The 15,158-nt window shown below is 59.9% G+C and carries 13 protein-coding genes and 2 pseudogenes; 12 read left to right on the top strand and 3 right to left on the bottom strand.

The genetic code is table 11. The features are described from left to right. Positions 1-105: 105 nt before the first annotated feature. The 3 genes and pseudogenes from NKH28_RS18900 to NKH28_RS18890 form a co-directional block, all read right to left on the bottom strand. The gene (locus NKH28_RS18900; protein WP_352773274.1) at positions 106-357 is read right to left on the bottom strand and encodes a type II toxin-antitoxin system Phd/YefM family antitoxin; all 252 of its coding nucleotides are present in this window, start codon (positions 355-357) and stop codon (positions 106-108) included. A 245-nt stretch (positions 358-602) separates the two neighbouring features. Next, positions 603-854 (bottom strand): annotated as a pseudogene (locus NKH28_RS18895) (Tn3 family transposase); the annotation flags it as partial. A gap of 1,291 nt (positions 855-2,145) precedes the next feature. Beyond that, complete coding sequence (locus tag NKH28_RS18890; RefSeq protein ID WP_352503771.1) at positions 2,146-2,427, bottom strand: VanZ family protein; 282 nt, start codon at positions 2,425-2,427, stop codon at positions 2,146-2,148. Positions 2,428-3,080: 653 nt separating this feature from the next. Between NKH28_RS18890 and NKH28_RS18885 the strand changes: the two genes are divergently transcribed. The 12 genes and pseudogenes from NKH28_RS18885 (at position 3,081) to NKH28_RS18830 (ending at position 15,157) form a co-directional block, all read left to right on the top strand. After that, a complete protein-coding gene (locus tag NKH28_RS18885; RefSeq protein ID WP_352474565.1) occupies positions 3,081-4,283 on the top strand; it encodes an ABC transporter substrate-binding protein in 1,203 nt (400 codons plus the stop codon). Positions 4,284-4,361: 78 nt separating this feature from the next. Then, positions 4,362-5,228, top strand: a complete 867-nt coding sequence (locus tag NKH28_RS18880) for a branched-chain amino acid ABC transporter permease (protein ID WP_352452194.1) — start codon at positions 4,362-4,364, stop codon at positions 5,226-5,228. Between the two features lie 5 nt (positions 5,229-5,233). After that, complete coding sequence (locus NKH28_RS18875) at positions 5,234-6,208, top strand: branched-chain amino acid ABC transporter permease (protein WP_352923050.1); 975 nt, start codon at positions 5,234-5,236, stop codon at positions 6,206-6,208. A 4-nt stretch (positions 6,209-6,212) separates the two neighbouring features. Next, positions 6,213-6,992, top strand: a complete 780-nt coding sequence (locus NKH28_RS18870) for an ABC transporter ATP-binding protein (protein ID WP_352474568.1) — start codon at positions 6,213-6,215, stop codon at positions 6,990-6,992. 2 nt (positions 6,993-6,994) lie between these two features. Further along, positions 6,995-7,717: an ABC transporter ATP-binding protein gene (locus NKH28_RS18865; RefSeq protein ID WP_352503769.1), complete on the top strand. Its 723-nt coding sequence runs from the start codon at positions 6,995-6,997 to the stop codon at positions 7,715-7,717. A gap of 8 nt (positions 7,718-7,725) precedes the next feature. Then, entirely contained in the window at positions 7,726-8,466 is a 741-nt protein-coding gene (locus NKH28_RS18860; RefSeq protein ID WP_352503768.1) for an aspartate/glutamate racemase family protein, read from the top strand. A gap of 102 nt (positions 8,467-8,568) precedes the next feature. Continuing rightward, positions 8,569-9,273: a GntR family transcriptional regulator gene (locus NKH28_RS18855; protein ID WP_352474573.1), complete on the top strand. Its 705-nt coding sequence runs from the start codon at positions 8,569-8,571 to the stop codon at positions 9,271-9,273. Positions 9,274-9,910: 637 nt separating this feature from the next. Continuing rightward, positions 9,911-10,840, top strand: a pseudogene (locus tag NKH28_RS18850) (aldo/keto reductase); the annotation flags it as partial. A gap of 73 nt (positions 10,841-10,913) precedes the next feature. Next, entirely contained in the window at positions 10,914-11,504 is a 591-nt protein-coding gene (gene msuE / locus NKH28_RS18845) for an FMN reductase (RefSeq protein WP_352980014.1), read from the top strand. Between the two features lie 222 nt (positions 11,505-11,726). Further along, the gene (locus NKH28_RS18840) at positions 11,727-12,689 is read left to right on the top strand and encodes a LysR family transcriptional regulator (protein ID WP_352980012.1); all 963 of its coding nucleotides are present in this window, start codon (positions 11,727-11,729) and stop codon (positions 12,687-12,689) included. Between the two features lie 196 nt (positions 12,690-12,885). After that, the gene (locus tag NKH28_RS18835; RefSeq protein WP_352923512.1) at positions 12,886-13,899 is read left to right on the top strand and encodes an amino acid ABC transporter substrate-binding protein; all 1,014 of its coding nucleotides are present in this window, start codon (positions 12,886-12,888) and stop codon (positions 13,897-13,899) included. A gap of 70 nt (positions 13,900-13,969) precedes the next feature. Then, positions 13,970-15,157, top strand: coding sequence for an amino acid ABC transporter permease (locus tag NKH28_RS18830; RefSeq protein WP_352542699.1), 1,188 nt, complete (start codon positions 13,970-13,972; stop codon positions 15,155-15,157). Position 15,158: the final 1 nt, after the last annotated feature.

Raw genomic sequence — 15,158 nt, 5'->3', positions numbered from 1 at the left:
AGCGTCCGGACAACGATGCAAACCGGCCTCGCCTTGCGTCCGGATTCCTCGCCGGCGTCTGCTTCCCGCGCCCATAGGTAATAATATCGGAGCAGATCGCCAGCTTTAAGCATCGGGCGTGTCGCCGGAAATTATGGCATCCAGTCCTGTCATGAGTTCATTGTGGACTTCATCCGGTGCGTCCTCGATCGTATAGGCGACCGAATGCGGCTGGCCGACGAGCTGGTGGTACTGAGCAGCGGACAGGATGACGAGCTTTTCCTTGCCGCGCTTGGTCAGGGCCACCGGCTCGATCAATGCCGTTTCGAGGATTTCGCCTGACACGCGATTCATGTCGGAGAATGTGAATTGCTTCATCGCCGTACTTCCTTTTAAAGTACCTACAATAGGTAATTCACGTAAGAAAAGCAAGAATGGTGGCGCCCACGCGCCACCTTTCCTATCAGCATCGACCCGCTCGAAAGAGCGGCATTGTCCGTTCATTGCTGAGTGCGGCGCGGTTGGTCTGGAACGTGTGGCCGTCCCAATCCTTCCATGCCTCCCAGCCTGGGGTCGGAGCAAGAACAGTTCCCAGCGACACGAGGTTGAACGGAGCATGAACGTCATGCGGCGTGGCGTAACCGAGCCGGAAGTCTGAGCGACCGGAAGCTTTCACGCATCTGATGTTCTGTATCCCAGGTATAGATGCCGGTCAGATTGATGTGTTCCCAGCTCAGCGGCGAGACGTGCTTGAGCGGATGATCCGGGATCTCGCGGTGCATTTTGCGCAAGTGGGTGACGGCCCGTTCGATATAGACCGTATTCCAATGCACGATCGCGCTAACGATGAGGTTGAGGCCGGAGGCGCGGAGCGCCGCCGTCGCCGCGCCGGTCGCGCCAGCCATCGATCGTATCGGAGCGGCTGACCGCCGTGACGTGCGCTGGAACGATGTAGATGAGCCTAAGGACCGATTAACCATAGACAGAACTTCTGCTATTGCCGAACAAGCGGATATTCCTCCGGAAGCTCATCATCCATGGCTAAGGCAGCCGGGGCTATAATACCTGCAGCGCATGGCCGAATCTGCTCGCGTTCGCACTATTTCACGGCTTTCACTTCCACGCGCCGGTTGAGAGCGCGCCCCGAATCCGTGGCATTGTCAGCGATCGGCTCCATTAGCCCGCGGCCGTCACCACTATAAACGAGGTTGACAAAACAGATGGCTACACCGGGCTCAACGAGGCTATGTTGGGTCCCGCGGGCATGGTGGCTGATCAGGTACGCCATAGCTGCGAGTAAATGCGGCACCGCGGGCTCGGCCCGACCGGTGCAGGCCGATATTCCCAAAAACCTGCGTATGAAGTTACTCGGTCTTTCCACTTCCGCGCTGCTAAGCACGATGAATTCCGCGGCCGCCCTGTCGTACTGCGCGCCAGATGACGAACCTTGTCGGCAATCTACCGATTTTCCGATTCTTATTCTATTCGGAGTTCTGGTTGTGATGGCGATGGTCTCCAAAGTCATCACATATTTCCGGCAGAAACAGGGGCGAAAATAACGGAGTGGGCGGCTGCGCATAACGGGCGGCGCGCTATAAACTTGGAGTCAATGTTTAATCACTGGGCTGCCTATGCAGCGTTTGAGGGCAACTGTGAAGCGGCTTTTTATCGCGGTTCTGGTCGCATCTGTGGTTCTTAGTTCTCAGGCTAGGTCCGCAGTCGATCCAATGATCAAGGCCGAACAGAGCGCGCTAATCAGATGTAATTTGGGGTGGGCCGCAAAACTAGCGGTCCAGCCTGGCGCCCCGAGTACCTTAGCAAGAAAAGCGCAGCAATTGTGCGCGGGAGAAGACGCAACGTACGACCGCGTGGTGCGATTGTCCCTTCGTTACAAGGTGATCGCCGACAGATACATGCGCAAAATACATGCCTCTCAATTGAGGTCTAATGCAGCGATGATTGTTAAAGTCCGCGCTCTGATGAAAAAGAGAAGGCCATAACTCCCCTCGGCTGCTATGCGCAGATCGGCTTGCGGATGATAGTCTCAGTGATCGCTGCGGCCTTACTCAATGCTCTCTGAAGTCCTGCAGCGAAGCGTGACGTAGATCCTCTTCGCCGCGCATATGCTTCACGCGGCCGATTAGCCCCAGCTTGACGGGTCGTGACCTAGGAGAATCCGCTGACTAATTTCTTTGTCCAGCTTGCAATTGCGAGCCCGCAAGCGACGCCGACACAATCGGCAAACCAGTCGAACATATCCATGTCGCGGCCTATCATTTGCATGCCCTGGAGGATCTCGATCGCGGCGCCGGTAAGAGCAAGAAAAATGGTCAGTCTTGCCCTGTGCTCTGGCCAACCGAGACTGCCGATAGCCGTCAACACGACGAAAGCTGCGGCGTGATTGAGCTTGTCATCATGAGAGGTGAAGCCGAAGCCAAAATTCTGCAAAAGCCACTCCGGTGAGAGTGCGAGCACGAGGACACCGGCCAGTGTGACCAGAAAAGCAGTCCTTGCTGCGATGGGAAAAGATCTTGCACGCAAAAAAATGGGGTCACTCCTTTTCCGACGTTACAGGCCGGTACTTCGAACATAGCCGTCCGCACGTAGCGGCACATCGGAACAGAGTCCACTGCCGCGGGAGGGCTAGGCAAAAGCCATTAGCTGGCCTTCCGCGTTCAATGCGGCAGGATCAGGGCGGGCGCCAACTACCCGAGAGCTGAGCCGGTCTTGCTCCAGCATTTTCGGCACGCGCCGTCTGCACCATTTGCGAAGTTCGTCGCGGGAGCCCGAGAGCTGCTCTCGTTGGCGACCGGGTGGGCATCATCGGCGGAATGAACTCGGGACGGCCGGCGCCGGTACTACAATTTTACGCACCCAGTCAATACTAGGCACAAAGCTTATATTAGCCAGAGCGAACGGAGCGTGATTCTGGAAGGGCCGCGATGCTGCGGACCGCGTCCTTCATCTACGACCGCACAAGATTGTCAACAATCTGTAAAAGTTTTGTTGACAGATAATAGATTTGAGCCCTCACTCACAAAACTCCGCGTATCGGTCGAGTTCTGTCGCAACAATGCGCGGCCTCCAAAGGGGAAAGAACAATGATCAATAGACGTTCAATAATCACATTCGCCGCGCTCGGCACCGTCTCTGCGCTGGCAATCATGGCCGGCGGCACAATCACGGTGCACGCCGCCAACAAGGAACTCAAGATCGGCTTTGTCGGCGTGACGAGTGGCGCGGCCGCTGCGTGGGGCACATCCAACGTCCGCTCGATGCAGACGCGCGCCGCCTGGATCAACGAAACCGGCGGTGTGAAGATTGGTGACGAGACCTATGACATCAAAATCGTCACCTTCGACGATCAGAAGGACCCCAAGCGGGCGATCGCCGGCATGGAGAAGATGGCCCAGGAGGGCATCCACTATGTCGTCGGTCCGAATGTTGACGATGGCGCGGCGGCGGTGCGTCCCGTGGCAGAATCCAAGGGCATCATCTATTTTCCCTACGCATTCCCGAAGGAACTCTACACCCCACCGGCGTCCAACGCTGTGCTCGGCATGATCGCTAACTACCAGTCAGCTCCGGCGATCTACAAATATCTCATGGAAAACAGGGGCGTGAGAAAAGTTGCCTTTGTCGCCGCCAACGAATCCGATCCGCTGAGCCAGCGGGATGGCGGTGTTGCCGCGGCAAAGGCGCTCGGACTTGAGGTTGTGGCTGCCACGGACGTCTACCAAAACGATACCCGCGATTTCACACCGGTACTGACGCCGATCGTTCTGCAAAAACCGGACCTGCTGGTGCTTTCGGGTGTCGCGCCCGGCAATGCGCCGCTGCTGATCCGCGCCGCGCGCGAGCTCGGCTACGAAGGTCTGATCTCCACCGAAACGGCGCAGGATGCCAAGGTGCTGGAAGAGGGCGCGGGTGAGTTGGCCAACGGCTTCATCTCAGTCGGCGGCGCATCGACGCCCGAAATCGCGTCCGACATGATGAAGGAGTTCGTCGACCGCTATACGAAAATGTTCGGTGAATACAATGACGAATCCAACACCAAGGTCTACGCGCTCGAATACATCATCGAGACGCTGAAGGCGAACCCGGCCGCGATCGACAATGTCGAGGAGTTCAAGAAGACGATCGACACTTTCTCGGCGCCCAATCCCTATCTGAAGGGCGATGCCAAGCTGACCTATGTCGGAATGACGTCGTTTGGCCAGAAGCGCCAGCTTTCGGTCCCGATGGTGGTCACGGAATACCGCGACGGCAAGTTCGAGACGCTCTTCGTCGCTCAAGTCGATTGACGCAACTGCACTGAAGCGGATTGCCGCAGAGGCTCGTGCATTCGTCTTGAGCCTCTGAATGGCCGGGGAACCATCCTGATGGAACAAGTCATCGCCAACGGGCTCTATCTTGGCGCGCAATACGCCTTGATCGCGCTCGGTCTGACCCTGATCTTCGCGCTGATGAACGTGCTTAACTTTGCCCATGGGCAGATGTACGTTCTCGGCGGCTTCATCACCTACACCGTCTATGGCCAGCTCGGCATGCCTTTCGTCGTCGCGCTCGTTGCGTCCGGGATCACGCTGCTGGTTATTGGAGCGCTGGTCGAGAAATTCCTTTTCAGAACGGTGATCAAGCGAAGCGTGCGGGAGGAAAGTACGATGCTTCTCGCGGCGGCGGTCGCATTCTTCCTCGACGCCGTGATCCTCCTCCTGTTCGGTGAAAAGCAGCGCGGCGTGCCGAAGATCGTCAACGGCGTCTTCGTCTCCGACAGCCTCATAATGCCTTACGACCGGCTGCTGGTCGGCGCACTCGCCATACTGTTCATCGCCTCCTTCGTGCTTTTCATGCAGTACAGCAAACCGGGACGCGCCATGCGGGCGCTGGCGCAGGACCGGGTCGCGGCGCAGCTTATGGGCGTCGAGGTCGACCGCTATTCGATGATCGGCTTTGCGCTCGGCGCCATGCTTGCCGGCATAGTCGGCGGGCTGCTGGTCGCCATCACCGGCGTCAATTCGGGCATCGGCGGCCCGATCTCGATCAAGGCGTTCTTGATGGTGATGATCGGCGGGGCCGGCGTGGTCAGCGGAGCGATCGCCGGCGGCTTCATCCTCGGCATGATGGAATCGGTCGGCCTGACGGTGCTACGCCAATATGGCGACGTCACTTATCTCGTCATCTTCGCCGCGCTGATGGTGTTCCTGAGCATCCGCCCGAACGGGCTCATGGGCAAGCCGTGGGGGTGATCGACATGAAGCGTACACGCAACATCCTCGGCGTCGCTCTCTTCCTGCTGGTCGTACTCATCGGCGTGCCCTGGCTGATCGAGGCGACCGGTCGGCTCGACCTCTACTACACGCTGACTTCGGTCGCGCTGCTCAGCATCGCCAGCGCCGGGGTGTGGGTGACTTTCTACATCGGCCGCATCAATATCGGCCAGGGCGCCTTCGCGCTTATGGGCGGCTATGTTTCGGCCATCCTTGTCGTCCAGCATGGTGTGTCGTTCTGGCTGACACTGCCGCTGGCTGGGCTGTTCTGCGCCGCTGCAAGCGTGCTGATCGGGCTGCCCATCCTCAGGCTTCGCGGCGTCTATTTCGCCATGGTCACGCTGGTTTTGACCGAAGTGGCGCGGCTGCTCGCGCTGGCACTGCCGATCACCAACGGAGCCAAAGGCATGGTCAGCATTCCGCTCCCCGGCGGCATCTCGATCTTCGGGCTGAGCATCCTTCCGGATTTCGCGACGCTCGCCAATCCGCGTCCCGCCTTCTATCTTGTCTCGGTTGCGCTGATGGTGCTGTGCTTTGCCGGGCTTTACCGCCTTGTCCATTCGCGCATCGGCAAACTCTGCCAGTCGTTGCAGCAGAACGAGGAACTGGCCTCCTCGATCGGCGTCAACATCGCCTATTTGCGCGTCATCGCCTATGCCATCTCCTCATTCCTCGGCGGTCTCGGCGGTGCGATGTTCGTCGCCATCTCGCAATCGATCTATCCGTCGAGCTTCACCGTCACCGACTCGGTGAACTTCATGCTGAACTGCTTCCTCGGCGGGCTCGGCCACGTCTTCGGGCCGATGATCGGCACCTTCGTGCTCTATTTCGGCTGGGATTTCCTGTTCGAGACCGGCGAGTTCCAGTTGCTGATCTTCTCTTCGGTGCTGATCGCGCTGATGCTGTTCCTTCCCAACGGCCTGCTCAGCCTCAGGCTGTTCGGCAAGAAGCAGGGCTAGGACCATGACTGAGCTTCTCCAGATCAAGGCAGTGACCAAACGCTTCGGCGGGCTGGTCGCGGTCAACAATGTTTCCTTCGCGGTCCGCGAACGCGAGATCCTTTCCGTCATCGGCCCCAACGGCGCCGGCAAGTCCACGCTGTTCAAGCTGATTTCCTCTTTCCTCAATCCGACCTCGGGCGAAGTGCTGTTCCGGGGAGAGCGGATTTCAGGCCTGGCGCCGCATATCGTCGCCCGGAAGGGCGTGGTGCGCACGTTCCAGGAGACGACGATCTTCAAGGGCATGACGGTGCGCGACAATGTCATAATCGCGCATCACCTGCGTTCCAATGCCAGCCTTGCCGGCTTCTATCTCGGCACGAATACCGCACGGCGCGACGAGGATGAATTCGGCCGCTCGGCCGACGAGATCATCGACTTCCTGGGTCTCGGCGCGCAACGGCATGAGATCGCCAGCACGCTGCCGCACGGCCATCTGCGCGCGCTCGGGATTGCCATCGGGCTCGCCACGAACCCGACCGTGCTTCTGCTCGACGAGCCCTTCGCCGGCATGAACCATGACGAAACCGTGCGCGCGGTGGAGATGGTGCGCGGCGTGCGAAAGCGCGGCGTGACGGTCCTGCTGGTCGAGCACGATATGCCCGCCGTCATGAACATTTCCGACCGCATCGTCGTCCTGAACTTCGGTGTGAAAATCGCCGAGGGAACGCCGAAGGAAATCCAGGAGAACGAAAAGGTCATCGAGGCCTATCTCGGCGCCGAAGATGAGACGATCGGATTTTAGCCATGAGCGAACTGCTGAAAGTCTCGGACGTCGAACTCTACTACGACCATGTCTATGCACTGAAGGGTGTGTCGCTGAGCGTCAACGAGGGCGAGACGGTAGCGCTGATCGGCGCGAACGGCGCGGGCAAATCTTCGATCCTGCGCGCCATCACCGGCCTGAAGAAGGTCCGCAGCGGCGAGATTCATTTCCAGGGCCACCGCATCGACGGAACGCGCCCGGACGAGCTGGTCAGGATGGGCATCGCCATGGTACCTGAGGGTCGGCGCGTCTTTTCCTACATGACGGTGCGCGACAATCTGATGATGGGCGCCTTCACCCGAACCGACAAGGCCGAAATCGCAAGGACGCTGGACATGGTGCTCGGGCGCTTCCCGCGCCTGAAGGAACGCTATTCCCAGACGGCGGGTACGATGAGCGGCGGCGAACAGCAGATGCTGGTGATCGGGCGGGCGCTGATGGCCAAACCGAAGCTTCTGCTGCTCGATGAACCCTCGCTCGGCGTCGCGCCGAAGCTCGTTCAGGACATCGCCCGCTCGATCGTCGCGATCAACCGCGACGAAAAGGTCAGCGTTCTGCTGGTCGAGCAGAATTCGCGCATGGCGCTGCGCATCTCGCAGCGTGCCTACGCACTGACGACCGGAAAGATCGCGCTGGCCGGACATTCGGCTGAGCTGCTTGGCGACGACCGGGTCAAGAAACTCTATCTCGGCGGCGAAATATGAAAGCGCAAATGGACGTACTCGTCGTCAATCCCAACACCACCGCGTCCATGACCGAAAAGATCGGCGAGGCGGCGCGCCGCGCGGCTTCGGCCGGCACCAGGATCATCGCCGTCAATCCGAAGGACGGGCCGCCGAGCGTCGAAGGCTATTTCGACGAGGTCTTCGCCATCCCGGGAATGATCGGCGAGATCCAAAAACATCCGGCGGCGAGCGCCTGCGTCATCGCCTGCTTCGACGACACCGGCCTCGACGCAGTACGCTGCGTCGGCGAGATGCCGGTGGTCGGTATCGGCGAAGCGGCGTTTCACATGGCGAGCCTGATTGCCGGCAAGTTCAGCGTGGTGACGACGCTGTCGCGTTCGGTGCCGGCGATCGAGCACAATCTGGTGCGCTACGGCCTCGCCAGCCGCTGCGCCAGGGTGCGGGCCAGCGACGTTCCCGTTCTGGAGCTCGAAGTGCCCGGCTCCAACGCCCGCCAACGAATTTCGGAGGAGATCGAGCGCGCCATCCGCGACGACCGGGCCGAAGCGATTGTGCTGGGATGCGCCGGCATGGCCGACCTCGCCGCCGCGCTCAGCCGCGAACATAGGCTTCCCGTGCTCGACGGCGTCGCCTGCGCAGTAAAACTCTGTGAGAGCCTCGTCGGCCTTGGCCTGTCGACCTCAAAGCGCGGCGGCTACCAGGTTCCACTCGAAAAATCCTTCGCCGGAATCTTTGCGTCCTTTTCGCCCTCCGGCCGTGTATCCTGATGCGTGCAAAATTGTTGACATTCCCACACAGGATGTTCGATGTCCGGCCGGAAACGCGGTGTTCGCGCCGCTAAGCGATCCGGCCGCCGGGACAATGAGACGATGGACCTGCTTGGGCCAAAGCCACGGGATGGCGACAAGCCGACGATGCGCTGGTTTCCGGTCTATGCCGGCCTGCGCGACGCCATCGTCAGCCACCGCCTCGCACCGGGCACAAAACTACCCGAGGACGAACTCGCCTCGATCTATTCGGTGAGCCGCGCGGTGATACGCGCGGCGCTGCAGGCGCTGTCGCATGACCGCTTGGCTCGGCTCGAGCCGAACCGCGGCGCGTTCGTCGCCCAGCCGACCAAGCAGGAAGCGCGCGAGGTGTTCGAAGCGCGGGCGCTGATCGAGCCCAAGGTCGCCGCGCTTGCCGCCGAAGTGGCAAAGCCGGCCGAGATCGCGCAACTGCGGCTTCATCTCGAAAAAGAGCACGAGGCCCTGCATGCCGGCCGCGACAGCGACGCCATCATGCTGTCGGCAAAATTCCATGTCGGCATCGCCCAAATCGCCGGCCATTCTATCCTGACCGGTTTCGTCAAAGACCTGCTGTCGCGGTCGTCGCTGATCATCGCGCTCTACTGGCGCCGCCGCGACACCACCTGCGAAAGCCACGCCCATCACGCCCTCGTCGATGCCATCGAAAAGCACGACGCACAAAACGCGTCCGACCTGATGCAAAGCCACCTCGTCGAACTTCTGTCGGGCCTTGATCTGTCGCTTGGCGAGAAGAAGCCCGAGAGCCTGTCGGACATCTTGCGCTGATCTGCGCTGTCAAACTCTTCGCCAAGCTTCGCATTGCACATGTCGTCGCGATGCTGGACGAATATCGGATCACCCGCAACCGACACCGGCCAACGAAGCTCGCGCGTAAGTGGCTCTCAAAGCTGGTAAAGCCGAAATGCCATACTGGATCGCCCCCGATCGGGCGCTCACGGCGACGCCAGGATGCACGTCAACCCGCAATTCTGACCTGGCGCCTACCTCTGAAACGTCCCAATGCGACGTTTCTACTTGCCAGTAACGCGACGTTCGAACTTGGTTGCAACATGATCCCAGGTTGATTGGCGATCCTGCCCCCCGTCCCACCCGGTTCCGAAACGGCACCATGCGCCATCTCGGGACGTTCGCCAATGCGGCGGGGAACTTCGCGATCCGACCCTTCTCGGACGTTCCCTGAATGCAAGATCACGGGCAGGTTCTGACCCTATTCCCGACCTTGACAGCCAAGTGCAATATGCGCCAGTTGCGTCTTCGGTCGTTGCAAGCCTTGACACGATATGGTTCAGCATTGTTGGGCGGCAGCCCGAGGATTCAAACCGATATTCGTCTCGCTGGAATGTCTAACGCGACTCCGTCATGATGTCCCAGCCCTGTCGAGCGACGCTGCCAAAGCCGTTAGCAAGGCATCAACTTCATTGACACCGCCGACGTCTACCACAACGGCAAGTCCGAGGAAGTCGTCGGTCGCGGCATCAAGGCGAGGCGCGATCATTGGGTCGTGGCGACCAAGTTCGTCAACTCGCATGACAAGGGGCCCAATCTCGGCGGCCATTCGCGCAAATGGGTGATCCAGACGGTCGAGAACAGCCTGCGCCGCCTGGGAACAGACTATATCGACCTGTTCTACTTCCACCGCGCCGTCTTCGATGCGCCGCTGGAGGAGCCGGTGCGGGCGATCGCCGACCTGATCCGCCAGGGCAAGCTGCGCTATTTCGGCGTCTCCAACTTTCGTGGCTGGCGCATCGCCGAAGTCGCGCATCTGGCCGATGAACTCGGCATCGACCGGCCGGTGGCCAGCCAGCCGCTATACAACATCGTCAACCGCACCGCCGAGGCCGAACAGCTGCCGGCGGCCGCCTACTACGGTCTTGGCGTCGTCTCCTACAGCCCGCTGGCGCGCGGCGTGCTGACCGGCAAATACGAGCCGAACCAGGCGCCTGCCGCCGACACGCGGGCCGGCCGTGGGGACAAGCGCATCGCCGAGACCGAGTGGCGCCCGGAATCGATCGAGATCGCCAGGCAGATCGCGGCGCACGCAAAGTCACGCGGCGTCTCGGCCGCCGATTTCGCGCTGGCCTGGGTGCTGAACAACCGGTTGATCACGGCGGCGATCGCCGGCCCGCGTACCGAGGAACAGTGGGACAGCTATGCGAAGGCATTGGACTTCAGGCTGAGCGCCGAGGACGAGGCCTTTGTCGACCGCCTCGTCACCGCCGGCCATGCCTCAACGCATGGGTTCAATGATCCGAGCCATCCGGTCGAAGGCCGCGTGCCGCGTTCGGAGCCGGCCGCGCCGATCCCGCTGACACGGCCTCTGCGCGCCGCCTGACGGTCGCCGACGAAATGGCGGGGCCGGCGGCCCCGCCCGCGTTTCCAATTGCTTTGGACAGATGAGAGAGCCCATGAATTTCCACGTCGAACGGTTGCGCCACAACATCGTCGTGCTTTCGGGCAACACCCACAGGCCGTCGAAGTCGCGGACGCTGGCGCATCATCTCGGCGAGGCGCTGCGCGAAAGATTGTCTGTCACAGTAAATTTCCTCGATCTTGTCGATGCCGGCCGTGGTCTGGGTGCTGCGTTTACGCGAAGGGAATTGACGCCGGAGGCGCTGAATGTGGTAAACGCGGTCGAACAGGCCGACGCGCTGATCGTCACGACGCCGGTCTACAACGGCTCCTATGCTGGCCTGTTCAAGCATCTGTTCGACCTCATCGATCCACTGGCGCTCGTCGATCGGCCGGTCCTGATCGGCGCGACGGGTGGTGGCCAGCGCCACGCGCTGGTAGTCGAACATCAGCTTCGCCCGCTGTTTGGCTTTTACTCCGCCCTGACGGTGCCGAGCGCCATCTATGGCAGTGACAGCGACTTTGCCGACGGCAAGCTCGTAGATTCGCTGGTTCTGGCGCGGGCCGGGCAGGCGGTGGACCAGTTCGTTGCCCTGGTTTCGGCACGGCAGCCGAAGCGCCAACAGGTCAGTCTGGCCTCAGCCTAAGGGGCAGCGAGTCGTAGACATCCCTGGTCCTTAGGTTAGCCAGACCATACGAGAGAATGCGAAGGAAATGGGTTGGCGAACCCTCCGCTAACATATTGATTTCCCAACAGGGAACGTTGACCCCGCAGGTCGAAGGGTCGCATTTGTTCGCCATGGCATCGTTCGCGCGTTGGAAGCGATGTTAGCATGCAGGCGAGGCATGATGAAAACGGGGGAGGTCTCATGAGTTTCGATGATATCGATCTCAATTTGCTGAGAGTGTTCGACGTGATGATGCGTGAAAGGAGCGTAACGCGCGCAGCTGCCGAATTGGGAAGAACACAATCAGCTGTAAGTCATTCCCTATCAAAACTTCGGTATTTATTGCAGGACGAATTGTTCACGAGAGATGGAGGCGAGATGCGGCCAACGCCTCGGGCGGTTGAGCTGCTGTCGGATATTTCTGCCGCGCTGGCGATTATCCGCGCATCGATCGACGGGCATCAGATCTTCAATCCAGCAACGACGCGACGCAACTTTCGCGTGGGACTCACTGACTATCACGCCATGATATTCATCCCAGGGCTCATACGGGAATTTTCGAGGCAAGCGCCTGGCGCGACGCTGAACGTCATTCCCGCAAACGGACCCGAAATCGGTTCATCGGTCTATTTGAGACAAGTCGACTGTGCGCTGACGGGAGCGGCAATACGCGACGACCCAAGTCTCTTGAAGGTGGAGCTTGGCCAGGATCAATTGTTTTGCGCGGTGTGGAGTGGAAGCAAGATCGCCAGGAACGCAATGACACTGGAAACATATTTGGCCAGTTCTCACCTGCAGATTTCCGCAGATGGTCTGGCAGAAGGCCTCGCGGATGCCGCCCTCAAGCAGCATGGTCTCCGGCGCAATGTCGTTGCGACCATCTCGAATTATCTGGTGCTGCCCTGGGCGCTTCGCGGCACTGAACTGATTACCCATTGCGGCGATGCCATCCTGCAAATTCTGGACGAGAGGAGTGAGGTGACGTTGGTCCCGCCGCCCCTTGCCATATCGAATGTGAATGCCTGGCTCATTGTTCACCGCCAGATGGCGAATGACCCGGGTACCAAATGGCTCCGGGAAATAATCATGAGCATCTACAACGAGTCGCGGACCGAGAGAGACCAAGGGTCAACCGTCGGAGCACCGGGGTTGGCTGCACCATAGGTCGCGCGCGCCGTCGCTCATTCGATTAGCCCGCCCCAAGCAAACTAGCCCGATCAGCACTCAAGCTCCCTTTCACCCGAGAGCGAGCGCCTCCTCAATTATGAATGACGCTCATTTTCGCAATGAGAACAGTCAATTTGACGAATAGTCATACTTGAGGCCACATTCCCTTCAACAAAAACAGGGGAATACCGAAATGAGATCGACGTTTAAGGGCCTACTTGCCCTCGCTATCGCGTGCACCGCCTCCTCGGCGTGGTCCGCAACCCTCGACAATGTCAAGAAAAATGGCCTGCTGACGTGTGGCACAAATTCGGCCACGGCTGGCTTCAGCCTTCCCGATAATGAAGGCAAATGGACCGGATTTGTGGTCGACTATTGTCGCGCCGTGGCCGCTGCCGTGCTCGGGGATGCGCAAAAGGTTAAGTTCATCCCATTGACGCCAAAAGATCGCTTCACCGCCTTGCAGTCGGGGGAGATCGACATTCTTGCACACAACGCAACATGGACATCGTCGCGCGATACGTCTCTCGGCATACTTTTTGCGGGGACGTACTTCTATGACGGTCAGGGATTTATGGTGCGCAAGGCGGACAACATCACATCAGCCAAGGGGCTCGAGGGCGCATCGATTTGCGTCACCCAAGGCACCACGACCGAGTTGAACCTTGCCGACTATTTTCGCTCGCAGTCGATCAAGTACACCACGGTTGGTTTCGCCGACGAGGAAGCTGTCGTGAAGGCTTACGAGGAGGGGCGTTGCGACGTCCTGTCGGCGGACACCTCTACCTTGAACGCATCGCGGCTTCGCATGGCCAAGCCGGACGACAGCATCGTTCTTCCCGAACTGATCTCCAAGGAGCCGCTTGGCCCGGCAGTGCGGCAGGGAGACGACCAGTGGTTCAATGTGGCGAAGTGGACGCTTTACGTCATGGTGGCCTCCGAAGAATACGGGGTCACCTCCAAAAACGTTGATGCGATGAAGTCGTCGGACAATCCCAGCATCCGCCGTCTGCTTGGCGTGGAAGGCAGCATCGGCAAGGACATCGGGCTCGGCGACGACTGGCCGGTCGAGGTGATCAAACAGGTCGGTAACTACGGCGAAGTGTTTGATCGGAATGTCGGCAAGGACTCCCCACTGAAAATGGAGCGCGGCATGAACGCGCTCTGGAACAAAGGCGGCGTTCAGTACGCTCCGCCGATTCGCTAGGCAAAGCATGGTTGCAAGGCGCTGGCGTGTTACCGCCAGCGCCTTGCACAGATCCCAATAGGAACACGCCATGTCCGATTTGTCGCTTCCAGCGCCCTCGCGCAGGAGCCTATCGCTGCACGATACGAAAGTGCGCGGCGTTTTCTACCAGCTCTTGCTCGCAGGTTGCCTGTTGGCTTTGGCCCTGGGCATCGGCATGCAGACCGCATCGAATATGCGGGTCCGGGGGATTCCGCTCTCATTCGATTTTTGGGGTGAGGCTGCCGGCTTCGACATCAATCAAACCCTGATACCGTACGATGCACTATCCACCTACGGTCAGGCCTTCTGGGTGGGAGTGGTCAACACCCTCTACGTCAGCTTCCTCGCAATCTTGCTGGCCACCTTGCTTGGCTTCGTCATCGGCGTTGCCCGCCTCTCGCCGAACTGGATCGTTTCGAAGGTGGCGACCGCCTATGTCGAGCTTGTGCGCAATGTCCCGTTATTGCTGCAGCTGCTGTTCTGGTACAACGCCGTCCTCAAGCCGTTGCCTTCCCCGAAGGCGTCCATCGCCATCCCCGGCGGCATCTATCTCAACAATCGCGGCCTCATCATTCCGGAGATCCAGTGGCATCCGGGGGCGGGGCTTGTGGGCCTGGCATTGGTAGCGGCCGTTTTCTGCTGCATTGCATTCTGGTTCCGCGCCAAGAGTGTCCAGAAACGAACTGGCAAGCAGCTGCCGGTATTTTTGGTCAGCCTGGCGACCTTGATAGGATTTCCGCTGATCGTGTTCCTGGCGGCTGGCGAGCCGGTCTCGTTTGTCGCGCCGCAGCTGCGGGGTTTCAACTTTCAAGGCGGACATCAACTCTATCCAGAGTTTGCCGCTCTCCTGATCGGTCTGTCGGTCTACACCGGATCCTACATCGCCGAGATCGTCCGGAGTGGAATCCAGGCAGTGCCAAAGGGCCAGAGCGAGGCTGCGTATGCGCTGGGGCTGGCGCCGGGCAAGACGCTTCGCCTTGTCGTTGTTCCGCAGGCGCTGCGTATTATCATCCCGCCTTTGACAAGCCAGTATCTCAATCTAATCAAGAACTCATCGCTTGCGGTGTTCATCGGCTATCCCGACCTCGTTCAGATCTTTGCCGGGACGGTACTCAACCAGACCGGCGCCGCCGTCCAGGTCATGGCGATCACCTTGTCCGTCTATCTCGTTATCTCCCTTGCCACGTCGTTGGCCATGAACGCGTGTAACCGACATTTTGCGATCGTCGAGAGGTGAC

Origin of the sequence: Mesorhizobium sp. M1227 (genome assembly GCF_040318315.1) — a bacterium.
Classification (GTDB): Bacteria; Pseudomonadota; Alphaproteobacteria; order Rhizobiales; family Rhizobiaceae; genus Mesorhizobium.
The sequence above is the reverse complement of the archived record's forward strand: the minus strand, read 5'-3'. Positions and strand labels throughout refer to the sequence as shown.